This window comes from Neobacillus sp. DFD-2R (assembly GCF_057747865.1).
The window spans coordinates 2234692-2259328 of record NZ_CM173228.1 but is presented as its reverse complement, the minus strand read 5'-3'; the positions used below and the strand labels follow the sequence as shown (position 1 = coordinate 2259328).

Genomic DNA, 24637 nt, shown 5'->3' with positions numbered 1-24637 from the left:
CTTATTTCATTACTTTTTTGTTTGATTCCAGAAGATGCTTTTCTACAAAGTTCGTTGTCGTATCACCTGAAACGTAGGCTTCGTGCTCGACAACTTGTTGGAGCATCGGTATATTTGTTTTAATTCCCTGGACTTCATAATGGGCTAACGCATTCTTTAGAATGCCAATTGCCGCATCACGATCCTTCCCCTTAACGACAAGTTTAGCAATCATCGGGTCGTAAAAGGGTGTAACGACCGAATGTTCGCTCACTCCTAATTCATGACGAATCCCAGGGCCCTCCGGTAAAACCAATTTTGTAATTTTTCCTGGAGAAGGAAAGAATGTTTTCGGATCCTCCGCATAGATTCGTACTTCAATCGCATGCCCATCACGTTTAACATCAGATTGTTTAAACGTTAGGGACTCGCCGCGGGCAATCCGAAGCTGCTCGGCAACTAGGTCCAGCCCTGTAATTTCCTCAGTTACGGGGTGTTCCACTTGCAGACGGGTATTCACTTCTAAAAAATAGAAATTTTTATGCTCATCGACTAAAAATTCGATCGTACCTGCATTTTTATAACCGATTGATTTGGCAGCTTTAACGGCAGCTTCTCCCATCTTACTGCGGGTAGCTTCATCTAAAAATGGTGACGGAGCCTCTTCAACTACTTTTTGATGGCGTCGTTGAATGGAACATTCACGTTCCCATAAATAAACGGTATTCCCGTCTGAATCAGCTAAAATTTGAATTTCAATATGCCGAGGGTTTTCCACATATTTTTCAATAAACATTTCTCCATTGCCAAAAAAACTGACAGCGCGTTTCTGATTGCCTTCAAATGCTTTTCTAAGTTCATCATCACTTCGGACGATTTGCATCCCAATGCCACCGCCGCCTGCTGAAGCCTTCAACATAATCGGATAGCCAATTTTCCCCGCTATTTCTATTGCTTCCTCCACATCTGCTAGTGGGTAGGTAATCCCTGGCACAACAGGTACTCCTGCCTGCTCCATTAATTTTCTTGCCTTAATTTTGCTGCCCATTTTGGAAATAACATCGGGAGACGGGCCAATAAAAACAATGCCTTCTACCTCGCACCGACGGGCAAATTCAGCATTCTCCGAAAGAAGTCCGTATCCGGGGTGAACAGCCTCTGCCCCGGTATTGCGGGCGATTTCAAGAATTTTATCGATATTCAAGTAGCTTTCTGATACCTTTGCTTCCCCTAGTAAGTAAGCTTCATCGGCAGCCTTCACATGTAGTGCATCCTTATCTGCTTCTGAGTATACCGCAACCGTCTGGATCCCCAGTGCTTTACACGTTCGGATCACTCGTCCGGCAATCTCTCCGCGGTTTGCAATTAAAACTTTTTTGAACATACCTTTCCACCCTTTCTAACATCGTTTTAAGGAGATATGTAAAAATCTAATCATTAATTTTGCAATATTCTTACGTTTATCTTTAATTACTAATCTAGTATATTGGAACCAGTCATTGCCGATCATTTTCCTGACAAATGACTGGCTCTAATTAATGATTATTTAACTGATGATTTTTCAGCCACTATTTTTTGTATTTGTGCAACGCTCGCCGGATCTTCTAGTCCTGTAATGTCACCGTTAACCTTTCCTGATACGACGATTTCCTTCAACAAGCGGCGCATGATTTTTCCGCTGACTGTTTTTGGCAACATATCAGTAAAAATAATTGATTTGGGTGCTGCAATCTTACCAATTTGTTGTATAATCCGATTATTTATTTGTTGTTTCAATTCTTCCGTTCCTTTATAGCCATCAGCCAGACGGACAAATACGAGCGGAACTTCTCCTTTAATTTCATCAGGGATTCCAATAATGGCGCTTTCAGCAACACCCTCGCACTCTAGTACAGCGCTTTCCATCTCCATTGTACTTAAACGGTGTCCGGCTACATTAAACGCGTCATCAGAGCGGCCAACTACCCATAAATATCCGTCATCATCTATTAATGCCAAGTCGCTGGCATAATAGCAGCCATCCACTTGGCTAAAATAGGAAGCGTAATATCGCTCCGGTTCTTTCCAAAGTGTGCGGCATAGCATAGGAAATGGTTTTCTAATAACCAGATTTCCTAACTTACAAGGTTTAACCGGATTGCCTTCTTGATCAACTATATCCATAACCGCACCTAAAAATGCCGTACCTGAGGAGCCCGGTTTCATTGGCGTCAGCCAAGCTGCCCCAGCGATAGGCGATCCCGCTGTTTCAGTTTGACCCCAAGTATTATTGAGATATAGCTTCTTCTTTCCTAAAACTTCATATGTCCAATGCCAGGTTTCCGGATCGAAAGGTTCTCCAACAAGGGAAATGACATCTAGACATGATAAATCAAATTTCTCAAATGCCTTTTCTCCCATACTTTTTAGCATTCTTAATGCTGTTGGGGCAGTAAACAGTTTATTCACCCTGTATTTTTCAATAATTTGATAAAAACGATCCTTTGATGGATAATCAACGGCCCCTTCTAAGACTACGGTTGTTACACCATTCGCTAAGGCACCTGTAATTCCCCAAATATGCATGGTTAACCAGCCGATATCCGCGGTACACCAGAAAACATCGTCATGATGATGATCCATATGATACTTGGCATATGTGTAATTTTGAATGACAAAAGCCATGCCGGAATGCACGACACCTTTTGGTTTACCTGTCGTACCACTTGTATAAAACACAATACCGCTCTCATTCGCTTCTATTCTCTCAGGTTCACAAACGATACTTGCCGCTTTTGTCTGCTCATGCCACCAGTAATCCCGGCCTTCCTTCATTTGAACCTCCGAACCTAATCGGTCTACAACAATGACTGCTTCGACAGATGGAATCGATGGTACAACATGATCGACTTTTTCTTTTAAACGAATGACTTTACCCCGGCGTTCAGTCGCATCTGCAGTGACCAATACTTTGGGCTCAAAGCTGATGAGTCGGTCGGTCAATGATTTTTCGGAATAACCTGAGAAAATCGTATTGTAAATAGCACCAATTCGAAAACAAGCTAAAACGGCAATAAAGGCTTCGGCCAGATTTGGAAGAAAAATCGCTACACAATCACCTTTTTTTACACCAAATGATTTAAGGACATTCGCAAATCGATTTACTTCAGCAAGGAGCATATTATACGTGTAAAATTTGGTGTCCCCGTTTTCACCCTCCCAAATGAGAGCGGTCCGGTTTCCTGCCCCATTTTCTATATGCCGATCAAGTAAATTTACACTCGGGTTACTAATGCCGTTGACGAAAAAGCGAAAATCAGGGAGTTGTCCACTAATGGTTTCATTCCATGGTTCATACCAAACAAGTTCACGGGCGGCTTGATCCCAAAAGGCAGCAGGGTCTTCTTGGGATTGTTTAAGAAGTTCTTGAAAAGCTTCGCTGCTTCCAATGGAGGTTGAACGCACTTTTTCTTCTTCCGGATAAACGAGTTTGCTTTTTGAAACTACTTGTAAAATTCCACTGATATCCATGTAATGGCTCCTTTAACAATTTTTATTTAATCATCATAAAAATTCTTTAACATCCAATTTGTTTAGCAATGACCATTCGTTGAACTTCAGATGTTCCTTCTCCAATTTCCAAGAGTTTCGCGTCACGGAAGAAACGTTCCACCTGATACTCCTTCATATACCCATAGCCGCCATGGATTTGAACAGCTTGATCACAAACCCGCATACAGATTTCCGATGCAAATAATTTGGCCATAGCCGCTTCCTTTTTAAATTTCTTCCCTTGATCCTTTAACCATGCTGCTTTATACACCATGTTTCGGGCTACTTCAATGTTCATAGCCATATCTGCCAGTTTGAACTGAATCGCTTGAAACTTCGATATGCTTTGGCCGAATTGTTTTCTTTCTTTAGCATATTGAAGCGCTTTCTCATAGGCGCCTTGAGCAATCCCAACAGCCATTGCACCAATACCGATCCGGCCTCCGTCAAGAGTAGCCAAGAACTGTTTAAATCCATTTCCTTCAACGCCTAATAAATCGTCTTTGGATACGCTTACATTTTCAAGTATTAACTCGGTTGTATTCGATGCATGAAGGCCCATCTTTTCATAATTGCTAATGACTGTAAATCCTGGAGCCTCCGTTGATACCATAAAGGCACTAATTCCATTGGTTCCTTTCGAGCGGTCGGTTACGGCTGTAATCGCAAGATTTTTAGCGTAGCTTGCATTTGTAATAAAACATTTGGAACCGGAAATGGACCACTTGTCGCCATTTAAGGTTGCTGTCGTTTGAGTTCCTCCGGCATCAGACCCGGCATTCGGCTCTGTCAGACCAAAAGCACCCAAATATTCCCCAGTACAAAGTGGTGTCAAATATTTAACTTTTTGATCATGAGTCCCAAATAAATTGATCGGTGCACCGCCTAAGGAAATATGCGCAGAGTAAGTGATTCCAGTAGATCCACAGACACGGCTTAATTCCTCAACTGCAATAGCAAAACTGACGGTATCCGCTCCTCCACCGCCATACTGTTCAGGAAACGGCAGACCCATGATTCCTAACTTCGCTAGCTTATCGAAAATTTCCTTTGGAAATTCCCCTTTCCTGTCTCGATCATCTGCCCCCGGGGCTACTTCTGCTTCTGCAAAATCACGGATTAATTTTCGAATCATTGACTGTTCTTCTGTTAAATCAAAATTCATATTAGTGTCAATCCTCTCATGTTTTAATCGAACTACATTTTGATACCGTTCTGATTGTTTCTAAGATGAATTTTTTAAATATTACTAAATCTTCTAATAATTATAACTATATTATTTCAAAATACTATGTCTATCTTCATAAAAATGAATAGAAAAATTTTGTAGGTTTTACACAAAAAGAATAATTGATAAGTTTTTCAAGTTTTTCTATAATTCTACATAGATACTTGTTTATTTTGCTTTTTGTTAGGAAAAGATAGTAGATTTAACACGAATATTGCAAACGTTTTCAATTTTATTAAAATCTTTATTTGTTAATTTCGACCAATTTGCTGTTGTTATAGGATTTAAGTTAGTAATTTACTAATTTTTAAGGAGGGCCAAAATGGAAGATACATTAACACATCGCCAGCTTCAGTCCTTAATACATATTTCCAATGTTCTAAATACATCCATTGATATTGACACCATTATTGAATTAATTATGAGTGAAACTATCTCTGTTGTTGAAGCTGCAGAAGGCGGCTCATTATGGTTATATGATAAAAAACAGGATTGCCTGATCGCACAATCCGCACAGGGAGTGTTTTACCCAAAGATTTTTCAACAGATCCGGCTCAAACCCGGTGAATCGATGACAGGCAAAACCTTTGAAGCCCGAAATTCTTTGATATTTTCCAATGAGAAAGAAATAAAAAAAGCATTAACATCATTATCTTCACAAAACTCTGAGTTATTAAGGAGATCTATTCCTAAGAATTTTAGTTTTTCAACGGTTATTTCTTCCCCAATTTTATTGAAAGGTAAGTGCATTGGGGTATTTACCTTGGATTCTTTCCAACAGGCTACAAACTTTAAGCCTGAAGATATTCATCTATTAGAGGCAATTTGTCATCAAGCAGCAGTCGCTTTAGAAAGATCAAGCCTCTACAAGGAAAAAGAGGCGACCGTCAATAACCTTTCGGATTCGATTGAAGCTCACAGAACCTTGGCGAATCTTGTCCTCCAAGGAGAGGATCTTCATTCCATTTTACAGTACATTCATCAATGGATTGGGCAAAACACGTTTCTATTTGATGATTTGGGAGAGCTGATGGCATCCTCTTATGATCCGGCCTTTTCAAACGAGACCTTTAAGTTTGTAAAACAACAGGCTGGTGTGTTTTTGAAATCACCGGAAAATTCCCTAACTGTGAAAGAAATGGAAATAGATGGAGTCCCTTGCCATTTGGTCAGCTTGCCTCTTGGATCTAAACCTAATTTTCTTGGTTTATTGATTATCCTTTCTACTAAAAAAATGGCTGATGTGGATATTGCGGCGCTTGAACATGCTTGTACCGTCCTTTCATTGGAACTTTTTAAAGAACAGACTTTATTTGACACGCAACAACGATTGAAAGGTGAATTCGTAACCAGAATCTTTTCAGAGCATATGGATGATGTCCTTATACAAAAGGCAAAAAGTCTGGATTTAAATCCTGCACGAAACTACATCGCTATCATTATTGAATTTTCCACGAACTCTAATAATAAGTTCCATCCTAAAGATGGTCTGATAAGAAAAATGATTCAAATTACAAATCAGGCTTTTTTGGAGCAATCCACCCAAGGCATGACAGTAAGGCTTCATCATCAAATCGTCGTTCTTCTTTCCTATCAATCCAATATTGCCTTCACCTTGATCGTTTCTCGTATAAAAGAAAGAGCGAAGTGGATTCAGCACGAAATGATGTCCAGAAAGTGGGAGGTTGAGGTTGCTTTTGGAATTGGGAGAGTCAAACAAGGGTTACTTAATGTACATAAATCCCTTCAAGAAGCAGAAAAATGTTTGAAATTCATTCAACGTATTAATTGGGAAAATTCAATAGTCAGTTATACAGACCTTGGGATACAAAGGTTCATCCTGCAAAATCCGGAGGATGAGGTGATTGATTTTATCAATGAAGTGTTAGGTCCCCTTATTGACTATGAAAACTCACGAAAAGGAGAACTTCTTAAGACACTTTGTGTGTATCTGGAGGGGAATCAAAATGTAAAGAGAACAGCAGATGCCTTGCATGTGCACATAAATACTTTAAACTATCGATTAAAAAGGATTGAAGAAATCCTCTCTGTTAATTTAACAGATAGCAATCAATTACTCAACATTCATTTAGCAGTAAGTATGTTCAAGTATGTAAAAAAACATCCAATAGATTGATTGTGATCTGTTGGATGTTTTGGAATAATTCTATTTTACAAGGTTCATTAATTTATTTATTGTCTGTTCAACCTTTGAATTTTTGTTTCTAATGTAAATATACGATTATTCAATACAGCGGTTTAATCATCAACATGGTCAGCAATTTTTTCAGTATATTGTCCAAGACTCCCAATGATGTTTTTTTGAAATCGTTCCTGTCCGGTTTTTAGGTCTATTATTTCTTGTTCAATTCCGTCAAAACGTTTATTAAAAGGTTCTAATTCTTCTTTTAAAACTGAACGTAATAATTCCAATAGTTCATTATTCATCATCAAAAACCTCCAAGTTTTAATATTATAACATAAGAGAATAAGCTATTGTTAAATGATTAAGAAGTGAAGGATTTTATCTAAAAGAAGAATTTATTTTGAAGAGCTATTTTCCTGATTATCAAGGTAGACTAATCTTTCAATTTGTAACATAGCGGAAAGTACGAGGATGAATGCTTCATTCATGGTGGAATCTTTCAAAAATTTGTCAAAATAGTAGAAAATGTAGGTTGTAATTTCTTGCCTCGCCTCAAAATCGAAATGGTAAAAATCAACAATTGGGAAATATAATCCATCACCTAATGGGATTAATGTCCCCATAACAATTTCCCCTTTTTTAGGTGGAATTGCACGCGGATCATACACAATAACATCCAGCGTTTTTTCCTCTAGCATATCTGTCACGACAAGGACACGATCATTATATTTATACCCCACATGATAGAATTTAGGTATTGCCTTAGCACATTCCCTTAGCCATGATATCATGATAGGCCTCTTGATCAGCCAATGATAGTTTTCGGCAATATACTCCTTTACACAACTCTCGTTAAAATTCAGGCTTGAATCATAAAAGATTCGCCACCAAAATAAATTGTCCTTTAATACTTGTCGTTTTTCCTCTCTCGGATCATGATCATCCACATATTCCTCTAAATTTGAAAGATATTCAGCATAATATCGATCCAATGCATATGTCATGAAATCGCTAAATACCTCGCCTACCATTACTTGCCTTAATTCATCAGAAACAGGATAATCATGCCGAAAAGTTTTTGTATTGGTCTCGGACTGTACAAATTCTACCACTTTTTCAACGGATTCTTTCTTTACCACCATACCACCAATCCTTTCTATTAAATTCACCAAGTAATTCGACATAAATTTCCATATTCCTCTTTTTTGTCGAAAAATTTAATGATTATTTAGGATTTTAAAAATTGGGACCTGTCCCCCTTTAAAAAAAGACCATAAACGAAGAAAAAGGCACTCAAAGTTCAATGAGTGCCATACTATTGCTACTTATAAAAGCTTTTTTTCAATATCAGCTAAAAAAGGAATTATCAAACAGATTTCTAAACAAATATGCCTATTTTTCTAAAATGGACATAAATTCCTCTCCGGATATCGTTTCCTTTTCTAAAAGATACTTTGTCAATTCATGCAATTTATCTTTATTTTTCTCCAAAATTTTAATGGCTTTTTGATGACAGGATTTAATAATTTTAAGAATTTCCGCATCTACTTTAGATGCCGTTTCTGCCGATACCATGAGAGACGTATCTCCGCCTAAATAGGGATTATTCACGGTTTCCAGTGCCATCATATCAAATTCTTCACTCATTCCAAACCTTGTTACCATCGCTCTGGCAATCTTTGTTGCTTGTTCAATATCATTGGAAGCGCCGGATGTGACGGTTTTAAAAATAATCTCCTCTGCCGCACGACCTCCCATATAGGTGGTGATTTTATCCAAAGCCTGTTCTTTCGTCATCAGGACCGTTTCATGCTCATCCACCTGCATTGTATAGCCAAGAGCACCGGAAGTCCTAGGGATGATGGTGATTTTATGAACAGGTGCCGAAAAACTTTGTTTTGCTGCAACTAAAGCATGGCCAATCTCATGATAGGAGATAGTCAATTTATCCTTCATCGAAATCACTGCATTTTTCCTTTGGTAGCCGGCGATAACCACTTCTACTGATTCTTCCAAATCATTTTGAATCACCTTGTTACGGCCTAATCTGACAGCCCTTAGTGCTGCTTCATTGATAATATTGGCTAAATCAGCCCCGGAAGCTCCGGACGTAGCCCTGGCAATCACATTAAAATCAATTTGGTCATCTAATTTCACATCCTCGGCATGTACCCGTAAAATTGCTTCACGTCCTGCCAAATCAGGTAATTCAACAGGAACTCTTCTATCGAATCTGCCTGGTCTTAGGAGTGCTTTATCAAGCGTTTCCGGTCTGTTGGTTGCCGCCAGGATGACAACGCCTTTATCGGCATCAAATCCATCCATTTCCGTCAAAAGCTGATTTAAAGTTTGTTCCCGTTCATCATTGCCCCCTGGCATACCCGAATTACGGCTTTTTCCAATCGCATCAATTTCATCAATAAAAACAATACACGGTGCTTTTTCTTGGGCTTGTTTAAATAAATCTCTGACTCTTGCAGCACCCATACCGACAAACATCTCAACAAATTCCGAACCGGACATAGAAAAGAATGGAACCTTAGATTCCCCTGCTACTGCTTTGGCAAGAAGGGTTTTTCCTGTTCCCGGCGGTCCTACTAACAAGGCTCCCTTAGGAATATTTGCACCGATTTCTTTATATTTCTTAGGGTTATGAAGAAAATCAACAATTTCTTGTAATGCCTCTTTTGCTTCATCTTGTCCTGCCACATCTTTGAACGTAATCCCTGTTTCTGATTCAACATATACCTTTGCATTACTTTTTCCAAACGAAAACGGTCCTCCTCCGCCCATCATCTTACTCTGCATCTTTCTCGTCATCCATTGGCCAAGCGCTAGAAAAATAAGGAACGGAAGAATCCATGTCAAAATAAAATTTAATAACGGTGAAGTTTCTTTTGGAATGACCTTCGTAAATTTAACATTCGCTTTATGAAGGCGGTCCACTAATTGTGGATCTTCGATTGTTCCCGTTTTATATAGCTTTGCCTCACTTGTATCATAAGGTTTAAACATAATCGTATCATCTTCGATATCAACCTGTTTGACCTTCCCTTTTTCAACCATGGTTAAAAAGGTCCCATAATCTACTTCTTTTACCGAATGATTATAAATTGCAGGAAAAATAAACGAATTTAACAGCAAAATTACGACGATTAAAATTCCATAGTAAAAAAGGAGCGGTTTCTTCGGTGGTTTGATTTGTTTCATTTCAGTTCCTCCAAGGGGTTAGTAAATTACTCACTTTGGGGCGAGTCTATTTTTCAAAAGTTTGATTTCTATCTTTTAGTTTTCCATTGCTTCTTGATTTGATAAATCCTTGGCGAACTTTTCAACTAAGTTATTTTCGGCAACGCTCCTCTATCTACTTTGTACAAGCCATTTTCATATGACATTATGTCATAATATAGATATAATAAATGGCAAGATGTCAATTGTCAAAAAATTTGATAACACCCTGTCATAAATTGAATACCAATTTTACCTTTGCATCTGCATCCGTTTGTTAAACAAGGTTGGATACGATAAAAATCCGATCAAAATACTGGTGACAACGGCCGTCGTTAATAAGAGAAAAAGAATGAGCAACTGAAACTGCACAGCTTGTACGGGATTGGCGCCAGCAATAATTTGCCCGCTCATCATGCCGGGCAGTTGAACAAGACCAATTGTTTTCTGGCTTTCAATGGTCGGAATCGTGCTAGCTTTTATCGAAGTAATAAGAGACGTTTGGATGGCCTGCTTGGGTGTACCACCCAGAGACAAAATCAATTCTGTTTCATCATGACGCGCTTCGACCTCTGCCGTGAACCGATTGAGAAACAAAATCGCAAGTACCATCGAATTTCCGACGACCATCCCGCTGATGGGAATGATGTATTGTGCTGTCGGAGGTGTAATGTGAAATCCAATCAATATGGCTTGGGTCAGCACTTCAACGAACAAGAAGGTTACCACCAGCTTCCATGTCATTCCTTTAATCGATCGGCCTTTTTTTCTTGCATTTTGTGTTGCAGCCCCAATCATCAGCATCAGCATTAATATAATAAAAATATAATGCTCCGAAGCAAATACGAATTTAAGGATATACCCGACTATCAATAATTGAAAAATCGAGCGAACCGTCGCGATGATAGTGTCCTTTTCCAATCCAAGTTTTAATGTTTTCGATAAAATAAGCGGGATTAATACGAAAATAAGGGCTAATGTCAGTGTTAGAAAACTCACTCCATATCCCCCCTTACGAAGCGTTCCACTCTTTCATCTTTTGGATGATGAAGGATGTCACTCTCCCCGATTTCAATCACTTCTCCGCCCATCATCACCCACGAATAGTCTCCAATCGATAAGGCTTGCTCTAGGTTATGCGTAATCCAGATAATGGTTGTGAAATATTTTTTATTAATTCTTACGATCAGTTCTTCAATCTCCTGCTGGGATACACGGTCGAGCGAGGAAGTGATTTCATCAAGCAGCAACACTTCCGGTCTATTCACTAGGGTGCGTGCGATGGATACTTTTTGCCGCTGGCCTCCGGATAAATCCTTCACATTCCGGTTCAAGAATTTTTCTTCCAATCCGACGAGATTCAATAATTCTTTGGCTTTCTCCTCAGGCAATCTCTTTCCTTGTAAAGTCAATGGCAATGCCAGGTTTCGCCAAACACTTCCACCGATCATCGTTGCACTTTGAAGAGCAATCCCGATTTTCCGGCGCAATTCAACCGGATCATAGCTTTCAATCTTTTTGCCATTAATAAAAATTTCACCTGAATCAGGAGAGATCAGTCCATTACATAATTTAAACAAGGTTGTCTTCCCTGCTCCTGAAGGACCGACTAAAGTAGTGATTTTGCCCTCAAGAAAGGAGCCGGTAATATCCTTTAAAATAGATGTATCCCCAAAAGAATAATAAACATGCTCAAATTTTATTAATTCATTATCGTTTGACATCTCGGTTCCCCTTTTTGATTCTGGTGTGGTCAGTCCATACCAAATTATTTTATAGTTTCCTAAACGACGAGAAAATGGAGCCCGCAGGCTCCATCGGAACATCAATGCATCGAATTCATCGCCGCATGTTTGACGACAACACGGCGGATGAAGAACGCCAAAGCCAGACCGATTAGCGTCACGATCAAGGTGAACAAGAACACGTTCTGTGAGCCGAACGTCATCGCATTAGCCATTTCGCTCGGTTTAGTAGGCGTGGGGGAGCCGTGCAAATACTTCTCCATGCCGCTCGTAAGGATGATAATCGCAATCGCTGTGCCGATTGCGCCCGCAACTTGCTGAAGTGTGTTCAGGACTGCCGTACCGTGTGGGTATAAATCCGGTGGCAGCTGGTTCAGGCCATTTGTCTGCGCCGGCATCCAGACCATTGAGATGCCGACCATTAGCCCGATATGCAAACAGACAATAAAAGCAACCGAAGAAGTGGGCGATATGCTGGAGAGAAACCATAACGTTATCGCGACGAAGACGAGGCCGGGTATAACTAGCCACTTCGGCCCATACCTGTCGAACAAACGCCCCATACGCGGCGAAAGGATACCGTTCAGGGCGCTGCCAGGCAACAGCATAAGTCCAGTTGCGAACGCGGACAGTCTCATTCCGTTCTGAAGATACATTGGCAGAATAATCATGGTAGACAAGATGATCATCATACACGACAGTACCAAAAGCAGCCCGACGTTGTACATTGGGTACTTGAAGACGCTTAGGTCCATCATTGGTTCGCGCATACCCTTTTGCCTTAGTGTGAAAAGCACGAGCGCCACTAGCCCGATGACGATTGAAGTGACTACGACCATGTTGGTCCATCCCTCCGCGCCTTCACCTGCCTTGCTGAAGCCGAAGACGACACCACCGAAGCCGATCGTTGATAATATAACTGACAGTGGATCGATTCGGGGCTTCGTGACCTCGGTGACGTTTTCCAAATATTTCAGCCCTACCAACAGCCCTATGACTAAAAACGGCAGTGAAAGCCAAAATATATAGTGCCATGTTAAATATTCAATTAGGAGACCTGCTACGGTCGGACCGGTCGCCGGTGCGAACATGATGACAAGTCCGACGAACCCCATCGCTGCCCCACGTTTCTCAGGTGGATACACAACGAGAATCGTATTGAACATGAGCGGAATCAACAGACCCATTCCGACCGCCTGTAGAACGCGAGCGACTAGAAGAATTTCGAACTTGAATGCGAGCGCCGCAATCAAAGTGCCGACAATCGAGCTCGCAAGAGAACCGATAAATAATTGCCTCGTCGTAAACCATTGGAGCAGCAACCCGGTCATCGGCATCAGAATGCCGAGAGTAAGCAAGAAACCTGTCGTCAACCACTGTGCGGTTGCGGCTGAAATTTGGAATACATCCATTAAATTACTTAGCGCAATGTTGAGAGCCGTCTCGCTGAACATACCGACGAAACCGCATATAAGCAGTGACGCCATAATTGCACTGGTATTGTATTGCTTCATTTTCGCTTCCACTCCCTCTACTGAAAAATATTGATTTTTACACTCCTCTGACGAATTCAAAACTCCTTTTCATTCTAAAGGAAAATAACAGTAGGAACCACTACTACGGCTCAGGCTCAAACTTGATCCAACAAAATAAGCGGTACTCCCTTTAATAAGAAACGCCCTAAGTAAATTGATAGGGTCAAAGGACGACTTTTCTCATCATCAAGTGCCCACGGGAAAAGTCCACCCTATCCTATACCAAAGCTTATACAAAAATAAATAATTAACAGTTCAAAGTTTCCCAACTCTCAAGTACTTTTTTTATGAAATGTAAAACAAAAGATGAGTCAACCAATTGAATTTATTGGCTAACCCATCTTTTATTAAGGCTCTTTTCGTAAACTTTGTTGCTTTTGAAGCTTAATAAAGTTCATTTACTAAGTTTCTAGGCAATTTTCGCAAATGTTCTTACGAAAAGATGCCACGAAGCTTCTAATTATACGGGTTGATAAACTTATACAAAAAACAACAATCGATGCGAAAATAACCTTATTTTAAGAAACCAAAATGTTTAGATTTTCAGGAACATTGAATGATTATTTTTCAGATGCTATCTTATCTCTATTAACCGCATATGGTGGTTGCTCCATCCAACCGTTTTCAATCATAATTTTTGCTGCATCTTCAACAAATGAGGAGATTTGCATTAATGACCTTGTATAGAGGAGTTCGATATCATGTCTTCCGTTTACAGCCGCAGAATTTCCAAACGATCTAATTCTCAAGGAAAACATATCCGTCTTATGATACAACATTAATTTATCCGAAAATGGAGAAAATGTTGATGTTGTAACCAAATGGTCAAGAAAAGTTGGTGAAGGTAAATTTTCATAATGTAGTTTTTCCATATAGAGTTCGATGTGTTTATGAGTCAAATCCTTACCTTTCATAAACAACTCTCGAATCTTTTCCGATTTTACTACTTGGCTAAATGCCATGATTAATGCTTTGCTTGTTACATTGTTTTCGATATTATCATAAAAATGGGCAATTTCTAATGCGTGTAAAGGTCGTACATGTCCAAAAAAACCATTTAAAAAATCTTTATGAATAAATTCCACTTTATCTGGAACTGGAATAATAGGTGGTTTAATGATTAATCCTTTATTCATTAATACCTCCTTGATTTGTTTCATCAAAGCCATAGTTGAACCCATACAATAAATAAAAAACTCTTCTACATCCTTCCGATAAACAAGCGGCACAGCTACGTTATAAATACTCATTCCTGCTTTTCCGGCATATTTCAAGTAATGAACATAGTATTCATCTTCAAACAAACGAGGAGCATCAAGGTTAACGTCTTCCTCTTCTGAAAAACCTTTAGGAATCGGGAAATTTTCTTTCATGAAAATATCTTCAATTATTTTAATGAACTCTAAGCTTAATTTTAATGCATTCTCTAACAAAGTTTTAATATCCCCATCCTCAACGTGTTGAAGGTAATAGAGTAATATACATTTTGACATGCTGTTTCCCATATATGTTGCCCAAAGTTTACCCATTTCTGCGGATGTTAGTTTTTCACAGGTATTCAATTTAGTTGAACTAATTTTGAGGGGGTTAATCGTTTCCATGATAAAATCTCCCTAATTACATTTTTGCTTAGTATTTTCCTCCATTCGAAATATATTCTAAACTCAACTTTTGACCATAAAAACATCGCAAATTGTCTTTTACTTAAAAAAAAAACGATTTTTTGTTCAACTTAGTTATTGAGTTGTTTTGTAGACTAACCTAGTTTTAATTTAGCTAAACTTCGATAGTTCGAAAAGATACGAAAATGGACATTGTCTAAGAAAAAGTTTTTAAAAAAATAAGGCTGGCCCGAAAAGATCAAATTAACAACCTTTTTGAGTCAACCTCCTCTGTTTTTCTTTAAGATTCCCCTTCGAAAGGGGTAATTTGAATGTGGAGTCTGTTTTCCACTACACGAAGCCGCTGATTTACTCGTTGGAGACGGCGTTGAAGCTGGTCAATTTCTCTTTCTTGCCGCTCATTTTGCCTTTCCAGCTGATTAACTCTGCGCTCAAGCTGCTGCCATTGAGGAAGTTGCAGTAGCTGAGATATTTGTCTGTTCGGATCATAAAGCTCCTGCTGTGCATGCTGTACATATGGATTGTAGTCGAACTGACCTTGTTGAATTGGATAATTTCCATACGGATACATTTGGGCATTTCTCCTTTTGGGTTAATATCCTATAGAATATGCAGGGATTTTCGACATGAATAGACGAATGCCCAGAATCTCCCGTTTAAAAAAGCGGTGCCCAAATTAATAAAAATGAGTCCTTTTAAATCTGCCTTTAAAACAACTTCCTTATTAGTTTATAATAGTAAATTTCTTTAAGAAAAATTTATAACATCATTTTATATATGCTTACAGTTAATTGAATACACCTCTGCAAAACTTGTATGTTACAATCAATGATGAACTTTCTGTTTCACTTTAAAGCATTAAGAATAAAGGAAGTGAGATAAATGAAATCCAGAAACGGGAAGATCTTACTCGGGTTATCGATTGCGGCCTTTTTGGGTCCATTTACCCAAACTATTTATACACCTAGTCTGGTGGAGGTTGGACATTATTTTGCTGTAAATCAATTTTTGGTAAATCTAACCATATCTTTATATACGTTTGTTTTGGCGGCTAATCAATTCTTTATTGGCCCACTAACGGATACCCGCGGGCGAAAAGCCACTTTACTCCCAGGCCTTCTCATTTTTATGGTTGGCTCCCTTATTTGTTTTCTCTCGCCAAACTATTATTTGTTTCTTTTCGGGAGGGCGATGCAAGCGTTTGGGATTACGACCGGATCTGTCGTGGCGGCTGCTGTTATTGGAGACATTTATGCCCCGGCCGAGCGCGGCAAAGCGATGAGTGTATATCAAACTATGGTTTTTCTAGGTCCTGTTCTCGGCCCTGTGATCGGAAGCTTGATTGCCTCATACGCCCAATGGCATTGGGCATTTGCCGTTTTGGCTGCCGGCGCTCTGTTTGCTTATATTTATAACCGCTTTACGTTGGAAGAAACACTAAAGAAGGATGCTGCACCAAGCCGAATAACCTTTAAAACCTTCACAGGAATTGTGAAGAACCGTGCCGCGTTTTCCATTATGCTGCTTGGCTTTGTTCAGTTTTACGGCTATTATATTTATTTAGTTTTTATTCCCGGTTTACTGGACGAACTTTTTACTGTGCCTCTGGTTGTGAAAGGTTTGTTTTTTGTTCCTTTGACAGCCGGGATTGTCTTAGGGTCCTTTCTAGGAGGCAAAATTCAAACATTTATGCGGCATACGTCCATTCTTGTGTATTCAGCATATGGACTCGGATTGGCGGTTGCCGTTTTCTGGGTATTGCTATCCTTACACCTCATCACAATGACGGTATTGATTGTATTTTTGCTCGTCTACGGTGTTTTGCAAGGTATAAGCCTGCCATCGCAAATTACTTCTCTTGTTAATTTATTTACCAAAGAGAAAGGAACCGTAATGGGGATTTACAACTTTATCCGCTTTAGCGGAGCTGCAATTGGACCGCTCCTTGGCTCATTCTTTTTTGGAATTGGCGGAGAGAATGCCTTATATATCACCTTGACCGTTTTCATGCTTGGTGGGGCTTTTATCATTCAACGGAACAGACGTGTGTTACAAAGTAAGCTTGGGTAAAGAATTTAAATTACCGTGACATGATGAAGGACATTATCTTTGCCACTTGGAGGATTTTGTCCTTGAAAGCCCAACTAAAGGACATTATTCACGAAAAAACGGATAGAACTAATAGTTTTCTTGTTCTATCCGTTATATTTTGGCAGTAACAGTGCCGAACCCTATATTACCTGAAAATCATTTCAATTGATGTCCCTTTTCCGGGGCTGCTTTGCACCTTTGTCTTTCCTTGATGTTGTTCAATAATCCATTTGGCGATTGATAGACCAAGACCGGTTCCCTCTCCTGCTGTTCGTACTTTATCACTTTGATAAAAGCGGTCAAAGATTTTTGGAATGTCCTCTTCCGGGATGCCAATTCCTGTATCTTTTACCTTTAGGGTAACGGCAGAGCCGCTTTGATGACAGGAAAAGAGGATCTCCCCGCCTTCATTCATATACTTCATTGCATTGTCCAGCAAGATGACGATTAATTGATGAATTCTTTCCTGATCGGCATGAAATAAGACAGGCTCTGAAACATCTAAATGTATCGTTTTCCCTTGATACGATGCAATATCTTCAAATTGCTGAGTAATCGTTTTTAAAAGCTCATCCAATCGAAAAAACTGTTTCTTTATTTCAATTTGATTGGAGTCCGATCTGGCTAATGTCAGTAAATTGGCTACCAGTTTCGAGAGCCTTCTAGATTCATTTGAAATCGCTGAGATATCGATAATTTTATCCCGTATACTTGCAGCAGGCGATCGAAATAATAAGTCTGTTTTTGCCTGAATCACTGCTAATGGGGTTCTTAACTCATGCGAAGCATCGGAGACAAATTGCTGTTGTTTTTGCCAGGCATTTTTAATGGGTATCAAGGATCTTCCTGCCAGTAGATACCCGGAAAAAACTGCACAAATCACCCCTAGACCACATCCAAAAAATAAAATCAACAACAGCCGGTCCAGTAATTCTTTTTCCGAATTTACATTCCGAATAAATTGGACTTTTATTCTCCCCGAATCGCCAGCGTTCATTTCTACTGAAATATATCGAAATGAAAAACCTTCAATAGTGACATCCTTTAATGCATTGAAATTTTTCGGTTCAATAAGCTTTTTATTATCTTGAAAAATTCCTGAATCATGGTTCTGTTCGTCTAGTAAATTATTTTTTTCATCCCATACTAATGTAACAATCCTTGGGTCTCCTTTCATTCTCCCAGGGCCGCCATTACGATCAGATCCAGGCTGATCCTGATGAAAATGACGGGCTGTTTCGAGGAGGGATTGATTAACATCCTTATATAGACTATTTTCGGTATAAAAATAGACAATACTGCCAAGGATCCCCATCAAAACGATAAAAACTAAGGAATTTAAAAAAGTAAGTCGTAAATGCGTTTTGCGGAACATCCTAAGTTTCTCCTTTCCCATTCAGCCGGCAATCCTTGAAAAAAAAAGCGGTCGTATTCCCCGATAGCTTCCTGGTAGAATTCAGGATTTTACAACCAGTGATTTTCATAATTTGATAAGCCTATTATTATGTTAATAGCTTAAAATTCCCTTAAGAAATGCACTTCAAAGAGGGCAAAAGCAATGTATGTGTTAAAAATACTTTTTCATAAAAAGAGACAGTATGGCATTTTTTCACTTTTAAAATACAGCTGAAATCCACAAAAACTCTACGTTTTAATAATCGAAAGAATGGTTCAAAAAGGATTTTGGAAAGAATAGAATTATATTAAAGAATGACCAATTCACTGAAAAGAGTGATAATAATGGAGGCTATTACCTTTAAAGCATTTGCAGTCACCAATGAAATTAATTTAAATAACATCGCCATTCATTGCGGCATTCCCAAAAAATTCACCTGGGAAGAACCTTTAATACTAAAAGGGGGTATTTTAAAATCCATCCTCAATCAAGAGGTGGACGATTCGCAAATGGTTCTGGTTTTCTCCTTTGGCAGCGTTGTCTTTATTAATCACACACACACCGATGAAATATCGGGCTTTTTAAACTATATCCATTCCTTTGAGCCGGACATTGATATCGAGAATGCAGACAGATATTCAGACGATTATCGTCTTCACATCAAAGAAACCGAAAACATTGAATTGACGGATGAATATGTGGTGGTACCTGAATATGAAATTTTCTACCCTGAATTAATTTCCACTGTGATCGCCAAATCGGTGGCGCTCGAGAAAACGGAAGAACAACTCGGAAAAATCCACGACAAGCTCGAAAACATGATCGACCGGCTGGAAAAAGGCAAACTGAGAATCGGAAATAAGGAACTGGCAAGGACGACTGCAAAAATCGTCCGTCACGAGTATAACACCCTAGCGTATATCATGATTTTAGATAAACCGGATATTACATGGACAAGCAGCACTGCCGGTGAATTTTACGACAGGTTGATCGATTTTTTTGAATTAAACGATCGGTATAAAATCTTAAAAAGCAAAACGGAAATTTTATACAACATAATGAATGGTTTTTCCACCATTAGCCATTCGATCAGGGGGCTATTCGTTGAATGGATAGTTGTGATTCTCATTGTTGTTGAGATTGCCCTAACAATTTCACAAATTTTAGGATGGTTTTCGTGAAATAACTTTAAATATATATATTCTATATTAAAACGGCCCCCAATCTGAACTATCCGGGAGCCGTTCTAAGTCTCTTCTATTCATCCGCAACCTTCACATGTCTTGATCTCCCATTTGAATAAAAAAGCATCAAGCAAACCCCAAATTAATTGGAATGCCTGATGCTTTGATGTGTAAAGTCATAATTCTTATTTAGTATAAATGAAATAGCATATTGAACCAAAAGTTAAGAAAACAGACTTTTAATACTTTCAATCAATTTTTTAAAGAAATCCGCAACTTTTTGGAGAAATCCTTTGTCTCCAACGGCATTTTCAATTCGCTGCTTGATGTCCTGTGAAAGGTTATTGAGCTGCGATTTAACGTTATCAAAATTGATATTCAGGTGACGCATTTTGTCAAATAAGTCAATTAAGAGCTGGCGGTCTTGGGGACTTAAGCTGATGTTTAGTGATTTTAGCTTATCATCAATGATGTTGGATATGTCTTCTTTTGTTGCCGGATTTTGCGCGGCAATCTCTTGTTTAATCTCTGTTAGCAGCTGACTAACTTTATCAGAGTCCATTCCTTCTTTTTTAGCTAAATTTGTAGCCAGGTTCAATTCTTCATTTGCAACTTCTGTACGATCCTTATTTAGCGCCGTGCCATTTCCAGCATCATATGCCTTATATATTCCGACCAGTGCGGAATGTCCGCTGACTTTTATTGGTGAGGCGACATCAACGACTGCATCCTTTACTCCCGCTGTCAACAAGGCATTCGCGTACATTTCCTTCGTAACCTCTGTAATATTTTCAGGTGAGACCAAATTAATGACAATCCCCTGACCCGAATCATTCCTGGTAATTTTAGCGGACGAATACATATTGGAGTTCGGATCCCCTTTAATGTAGGTCACGAGATCCTTTCCCGTTACCGTAATCTCTTTTACCTTGCTTGTGTCTGTTACATTTAAAAGCTTTCTTACTTCGTCCTTTTGGGCAGGAGATAGTGCTGCCCCGTATACGACAACCGGCAGCCCATACTTTTCATTAATGCTGTCATCATTACCAGAGGCCAAGGCGATTCCAGAATTTCTTACGAATAATGCTGTTAAAAGTACAGCAGCTATTGCTGCCTTTTTAAAAAAACGATTCCATCTCATCGAAGACTCTCCTTTTTGAAAATTACCCGGGCATAACCCAACAAAAATAGTTACCACAGGATATGAATCCTTTTAGTGGTCATAAGATACAATTAGGAATACCTAATTCCATCTCTAAAAACTTATTTTACTCTAACAATTCTAAGTTGTAATGTGAAAAGGTTCTAAGGCTACTGTGAATTCATACGCGAAAAGGCATAAAAGTGTATTGAAACCTTGCTATAACAACAAAAAACACACGATATGTGAAATGCCGTGTGTTTCTCCCAATGATTTTCTGTATGCACCTCTGAAGTGAACCCGTTAAAAAATTAATATTTTTTTATATGGTTTTCACTACCTATTTGGTTCAACTTATGACTGTACAATTTTTACATTATTTTTAGATTCAGAATCCTCAATAGTTGGATTGACGGTTTCATGATTGCCAACCACCATTAAATGCATATCCGGATTCTTAGAGAAAATAATGACACCATTCTTTATCCATGAATGGCTACCAATCACGGCATTTTCTATCCAAACGTTTTCTTCAACAATTGTATGCGGTAATATGACTGCATTTTTAAGGTGCGCACCTTTTCCAATCTTTACACCGCTATACAAAACAGAATTTTCTATTGTCCCGTTTATTTCACAGCCTTCACTAACTAAACTTTGCTGCACTTTGGCACTCACATCTAAATAGGAAGGAGGTTCGTGATTTTGCACAGTATGGATCCTCCATTCAGGCTTTTGAAGAAAAATGTTTGTTTCTCTATTTAAAAGATCAAGATTAGCTTCCCAATAACTGTGGACGGTACCTACATCCTTCCAATAATCATTGAACCGGTATGCATTTAGCTGTAATCCAACGCTCAGCATGGAGGGAATGATATCCTTTCCAAAATCCCTATGGGTAAATTCCTTTTGCTCCTCCTGGATCAAGTAGTCTTTTAAAATTGGCCATTTGAAAATGTAAATACCCATCGAAGCTAAATTCGATGTCGGTTTTACTGGTTTTTCTTCAAAATACTTAATCCTAGTGGTAGTATTTTCTGTCTTTAAAAGACCAAAACGATTTGCATCTTCCCAAGGGACTTCCTTAACGGCAATGGTACAATCCGCATTTGTTTCGATATGCTGCTGTAGCATTAGAGTATAATCCATTTTATAGACTTGATCGGCAGCTAGAATAAGAACATCATCCGGGCTATATTGCTCGATAAATTCAATATTTTGAAACACCGCATGTGAAGTGCCTTCATACCACTCCACGCCTGTCTCATTCCGTTGATAGGGCGGCAGGATTGTTATTCCACCATATCTATCAAACAAGTTCCAATGACTTAAATGGTTTAAATGTGAATGCAAAGTAAGTGGCCTATATTGTGTTAAAATCCCGACTGTCTCAATTCCTGAATTTTTACAGTTGCTTAAAGCAAAGTCAATGATCCGGTATTTCCCCCCAAACGGCATCGCTGGTTTAACAATGGTGTTTGTTAGCTGATTTAATCTAGTCCCTTTGCCACCAGCCAACAGCATAGCAACCCATTTTCTTTTTTTCATTGTCCTCCTCCTCGAAATAGGAATTTTAAAATTCGTTAAGCCTTGCTTTTTAATTTTGTTTATACTTCTATTATCACCTGTTTTTTCCAGATTTTCGATTTACTTGTTACAGCATTGTGAATATCAATTGCTTTTTTATCGACACTTAATTGATCTCTACACTTCTTTAAATGGCTATTTTTGTCGTAACCCTTCCGTTTCTATCCAAGCCGCAATATTTCGACAATCCTTAAATGTCAAGAAAAACAGCATTATCGGATAATTTGACGATTTTACTCATTTAAAACTTTATAATACAGTCTATTAAATCTGAAATAAAATATAATTCCGTAAAATTAAAAAAGGTCCTACTTTATTAAAGTAAAGGACCCCATTTGTTCATCCGGTTGGTAATTTCATTTTATCCATAATAGTTGAAAAGTATTTTCTGACTGCTCCTATACTTTGCCGGTAAGTGGTTTTTTTGTGTTTTGACTATTCGTCACCCTTTCCAACAATTCCAATTCACGCTTGTTCATGCCGGAAGCATCGTCCATTAGTTCAGGAGAATAAATTCGCTTCCCATCCATAATACTGCGAATCGAGAAAACTAACTCTTCGCTTGGGCTGTCTTTCAATAAATAACCTCTTACATCCGCTTTTAATGCTCGTCGAAAATTTCCAATCCTTGCAAATGTTGTTAACATAATTACTTTGCATCCATAAGGTTTTAATGCTTCTGCTGCCTCAAGTCCGCTCTTTTCAGGCATCTCTATATCCATGATACAAACATCCGGCTGTAATCGGTGTACAAGGGTAAGTGCCTCCTCCCCATTGCCTGCCTGCCCTACCACTTCCATATCCTCTTCCAAATTAAGCAGTGAACCAATTGCCTCTAAAAGCATTTCCTGATCCTCTGCAATGACAATTCGAATCATTTAGTTCTCTCCTTATCCGGCTGCTGCTATTAAACAGAGACTCCCCTTAAATTAACGATTATTAAGGGGAGTCAGCATTAATATGTGAAGTTATAGTTCCGGTTTAACTCGAACAGAAATACTATTTTTAGCTAAAGCTCTAACGTCTTTAAAGCTAACAAAATTCCTTTTTTCCTCATCCCATAAGCGGAATCGGAGTGAACGTAAGCTCGTAGCAAGTGTAATCGTTGGTACGTTTTGTAATGGAAGCGTATTTTTGTGTGCCTCTTCAAGTTTATAATTTGGCACCCTTGGACTTAAATGGTGTACATGGTGATAACCAATATTTCCAGTAAGAAATTGCATAAGTTTCGGAAGCTTATAAAATGAACTTCCTTCTACTGCTGCTTTCACATATTCCCATTCTTTATCCTCTTCAAAATAAGAATCCTCAAACGTGTGCTGTACGTAAAACAGCCAAATGCCTGCTGCGCCTGAAATCATGAAAATAGAACCTTGCACTAAAAGAAATGACTGCCATCCAACTGCCAAGCAAAGCAAGCCAACTAAAGCAACAATTAATACATTCGTCAAATACGTATTCATTCGTTCCTTCTTTTTGGCACCTTTTCTGTTAAATCGATTTTTAAGAAGGAAAACATAAATCGGCCCTAATCCTAACATAACAAATGGATTGCGATAAAACCGATAGGCTAAACGAAGTCTTAGTGGTGCTGCCAAATATTCATCCACAGTAAGGGTCCAAATATCTCCTGTGCCTCGCTTATCTAAGTTACCGCTTGTCGCGTGATGGACGGAATGCTCATGTCCCCATTGATCAAACGGGAAGATCGTTAAAACACCCATGGCTGTCCCAATTATTCTATTGGCTCGGCGGCTTTTAAAAAAGGAATGATGGGTGCAATCATGAAAAATAATGAAAATTCTTGTCAAAAATCCTGCAGCAAGCACAGATGGAACTAATGATAACCAATATGAAACGGACAGGCTTTTATAGGCAAGATACCATAAAATAATAAATGGCACGATTGTATTGATAAGCTGCCAAACACTTTCCTTAGTCGTTGATTTTTCAAAAGGAGCTACTTGTTTTTTTAAATTTTTCGTATTTTGTGAGGTCATTTATTTGAATTCACTTCCCTTGTGTTGTTAATCCCTATTATGAAGGAATAAAAATGTTCCTGTAAGTAGCAGGTGTCATGTCCAAAACATGATAAATGTCATGTACAAGTTGATCACAATTTACATTTTTGTAAAGCGTTTCCACATTTGGTCAAAATGACTCGATATTTCTTTGCAAATTTTTTGCAAAATGCCAACAAGTTATGTATGTTCTTTTTATTATT

The 24637-nt window shown here is 38.7% G+C and carries 18 protein-coding genes and 1 pseudogene; 3 read left to right on the top strand and 16 right to left on the bottom strand.

Features of this window, described 5'->3' with window-relative positions; genetic code table 11:
- Position 1 precedes the first annotated feature (1 nt).
- The 3 genes from accC to AC3ANV_RS11345 form a co-directional block, all read right to left on the bottom strand.
- Positions 2 to 1363 carry an acetyl-CoA carboxylase biotin carboxylase subunit gene (gene accC, locus AC3ANV_RS11355; RefSeq protein WP_488313690.1) on the bottom strand — a complete coding sequence of 454 codons (1362 nt, stop codon included), beginning with the start codon at positions 1361 to 1363 and terminating at the stop codon, positions 2 to 4.
- A 158-nt stretch (positions 1364 to 1521) separates the two neighbouring features.
- A complete protein-coding gene (locus tag AC3ANV_RS11350) occupies positions 1522 to 3489 on the bottom strand; it encodes an acetate--CoA ligase (protein ID WP_488313689.1) in 1968 nt (655 codons plus the stop codon).
- Positions 3490 to 3535: 46 nt separating this feature from the next.
- Positions 3536 to 4675 carry an acyl-CoA dehydrogenase gene (locus AC3ANV_RS11345; RefSeq protein ID WP_488313688.1) on the bottom strand — a complete coding sequence of 380 codons (1140 nt, stop codon included), beginning with the start codon at positions 4673 to 4675 and terminating at the stop codon, positions 3536 to 3538.
- 385 nt (positions 4676 to 5060) lie between these two features.
- On the opposite strand from AC3ANV_RS11345, the gene AC3ANV_RS11340 reads away from it, so the two are divergent.
- The gene (locus AC3ANV_RS11340; protein ID WP_488313687.1) at positions 5061 to 6875 is read left to right on the top strand and encodes a helix-turn-helix domain-containing protein; all 1815 of its coding nucleotides are present in this window, start codon (positions 5061 to 5063) and stop codon (positions 6873 to 6875) included.
- A gap of 122 nt (positions 6876 to 6997) precedes the next feature.
- Here the strand turns inward: AC3ANV_RS11340 and AC3ANV_RS11335 are convergent, their stop codons facing one another.
- The 8 genes from AC3ANV_RS11335 to AC3ANV_RS11300 all read right to left on the bottom strand — a co-directional run bounded on the left by AC3ANV_RS11335 (position 6998) and on the right by AC3ANV_RS11300 (position 15585).
- A complete protein-coding gene (locus AC3ANV_RS11335; protein ID WP_488313686.1) occupies positions 6998 to 7189 on the bottom strand; it encodes a hypothetical protein in 192 nt (63 codons plus the stop codon).
- Between the two features lie 90 nt (positions 7190 to 7279).
- On the bottom strand, positions 7280 to 8068 hold the full coding sequence (locus tag AC3ANV_RS11330) for a hypothetical protein (protein ID WP_488313685.1): 789 nt from the start codon (positions 8066 to 8068) through the stop codon (positions 7280 to 7282).
- 208 nt (positions 8069 to 8276) lie between these two features.
- The gene (ftsH, locus tag AC3ANV_RS11325; protein ID WP_488313684.1) at positions 8277 to 10094 is read right to left on the bottom strand and encodes an ATP-dependent zinc metalloprotease FtsH; all 1818 of its coding nucleotides are present in this window, start codon (positions 10092 to 10094) and stop codon (positions 8277 to 8279) included.
- A 270-nt stretch (positions 10095 to 10364) separates the two neighbouring features.
- Entirely contained in the window at positions 10365 to 11111 is a 747-nt protein-coding gene (locus tag AC3ANV_RS11320; RefSeq protein ID WP_488313683.1) for an ABC transporter permease, read from the bottom strand.
- Positions 11108 to 11836: an ABC transporter ATP-binding protein gene (locus tag AC3ANV_RS11315; RefSeq protein WP_488313682.1), complete on the bottom strand. Its 729-nt coding sequence runs from the start codon at positions 11834 to 11836 to the stop codon at positions 11108 to 11110. Before AC3ANV_RS11315 ends, AC3ANV_RS11320 begins: the two co-directional genes overlap by 4 nt.
- A 101-nt stretch (positions 11837 to 11937) precedes the next feature.
- A complete protein-coding gene (locus AC3ANV_RS11310; RefSeq protein ID WP_488313681.1) occupies positions 11938 to 13371 on the bottom strand; it encodes an MDR family MFS transporter in 1434 nt (477 codons plus the stop codon).
- A 581-nt stretch (positions 13372 to 13952) separates the two neighbouring features.
- Positions 13953 to 14993, bottom strand: a complete 1041-nt coding sequence (locus AC3ANV_RS11305) for a DUF3231 family protein (RefSeq protein ID WP_488313680.1) — start codon at positions 14991 to 14993, stop codon at positions 13953 to 13955.
- Between the two features lie 301 nt (positions 14994 to 15294).
- Positions 15295 to 15585 (bottom strand): hypothetical protein, encoded by a 291-nt coding sequence (locus AC3ANV_RS11300; protein ID WP_488313679.1) that lies wholly within the window; start codon positions 15583 to 15585, stop codon positions 15295 to 15297.
- 311 nt (positions 15586 to 15896) lie between these two features.
- Between AC3ANV_RS11300 and AC3ANV_RS11295 the strand changes: the two genes are divergently transcribed.
- On the top strand, positions 15897 to 17084 hold the full coding sequence (locus AC3ANV_RS11295; protein ID WP_488313678.1) for an MFS transporter: 1188 nt from the start codon (positions 15897 to 15899) through the stop codon (positions 17082 to 17084).
- Positions 17085 to 17250: 166 nt separating this feature from the next.
- Here AC3ANV_RS11295 and AC3ANV_RS11290 read toward each other — a convergent pair whose 3' ends face one another.
- A complete protein-coding gene (locus AC3ANV_RS11290) occupies positions 17251 to 18480 on the bottom strand; it encodes a sensor histidine kinase (RefSeq protein ID WP_488313677.1) in 1230 nt (409 codons plus the stop codon).
- Between the two features lie 365 nt (positions 18481 to 18845).
- Between AC3ANV_RS11290 and AC3ANV_RS11285 the strand changes: the two genes are divergently transcribed.
- Complete coding sequence (locus AC3ANV_RS11285; RefSeq protein WP_488313676.1) at positions 18846 to 19682, top strand: RMD1 family protein; 837 nt, start codon at positions 18846 to 18848, stop codon at positions 19680 to 19682.
- A gap of 226 nt (positions 19683 to 19908) precedes the next feature.
- Here AC3ANV_RS11285 and AC3ANV_RS11280 read toward each other — a convergent pair whose 3' ends face one another.
- The 4 genes and pseudogenes from AC3ANV_RS11280 to desA all read right to left on the bottom strand — a co-directional run bounded on the left by AC3ANV_RS11280 (position 19909) and on the right by desA (position 24413).
- Positions 19909 to 20826, bottom strand: coding sequence for a DUF1002 domain-containing protein (locus AC3ANV_RS11280; RefSeq protein WP_488313675.1), 918 nt, complete (start codon positions 20824 to 20826; stop codon positions 19909 to 19911).
- A gap of 354 nt (positions 20827 to 21180) precedes the next feature.
- Entirely contained in the window at positions 21181 to 22374 is a 1194-nt protein-coding gene (locus tag AC3ANV_RS11275; protein ID WP_488313674.1) for a glucose-1-phosphate adenylyltransferase, read from the bottom strand.
- A gap of 378 nt (positions 22375 to 22752) precedes the next feature.
- Positions 22753 to 23291, bottom strand: a pseudogene (locus AC3ANV_RS11270) (response regulator).
- Positions 23292 to 23381: 90 nt separating this feature from the next.
- Entirely contained in the window at positions 23382 to 24413 is a 1032-nt protein-coding gene (desA, locus tag AC3ANV_RS11265; protein WP_488313673.1) for a Delta(5) desaturase DesA, read from the bottom strand.
- Positions 24414 to 24637: the final 224 nt, after the last annotated feature.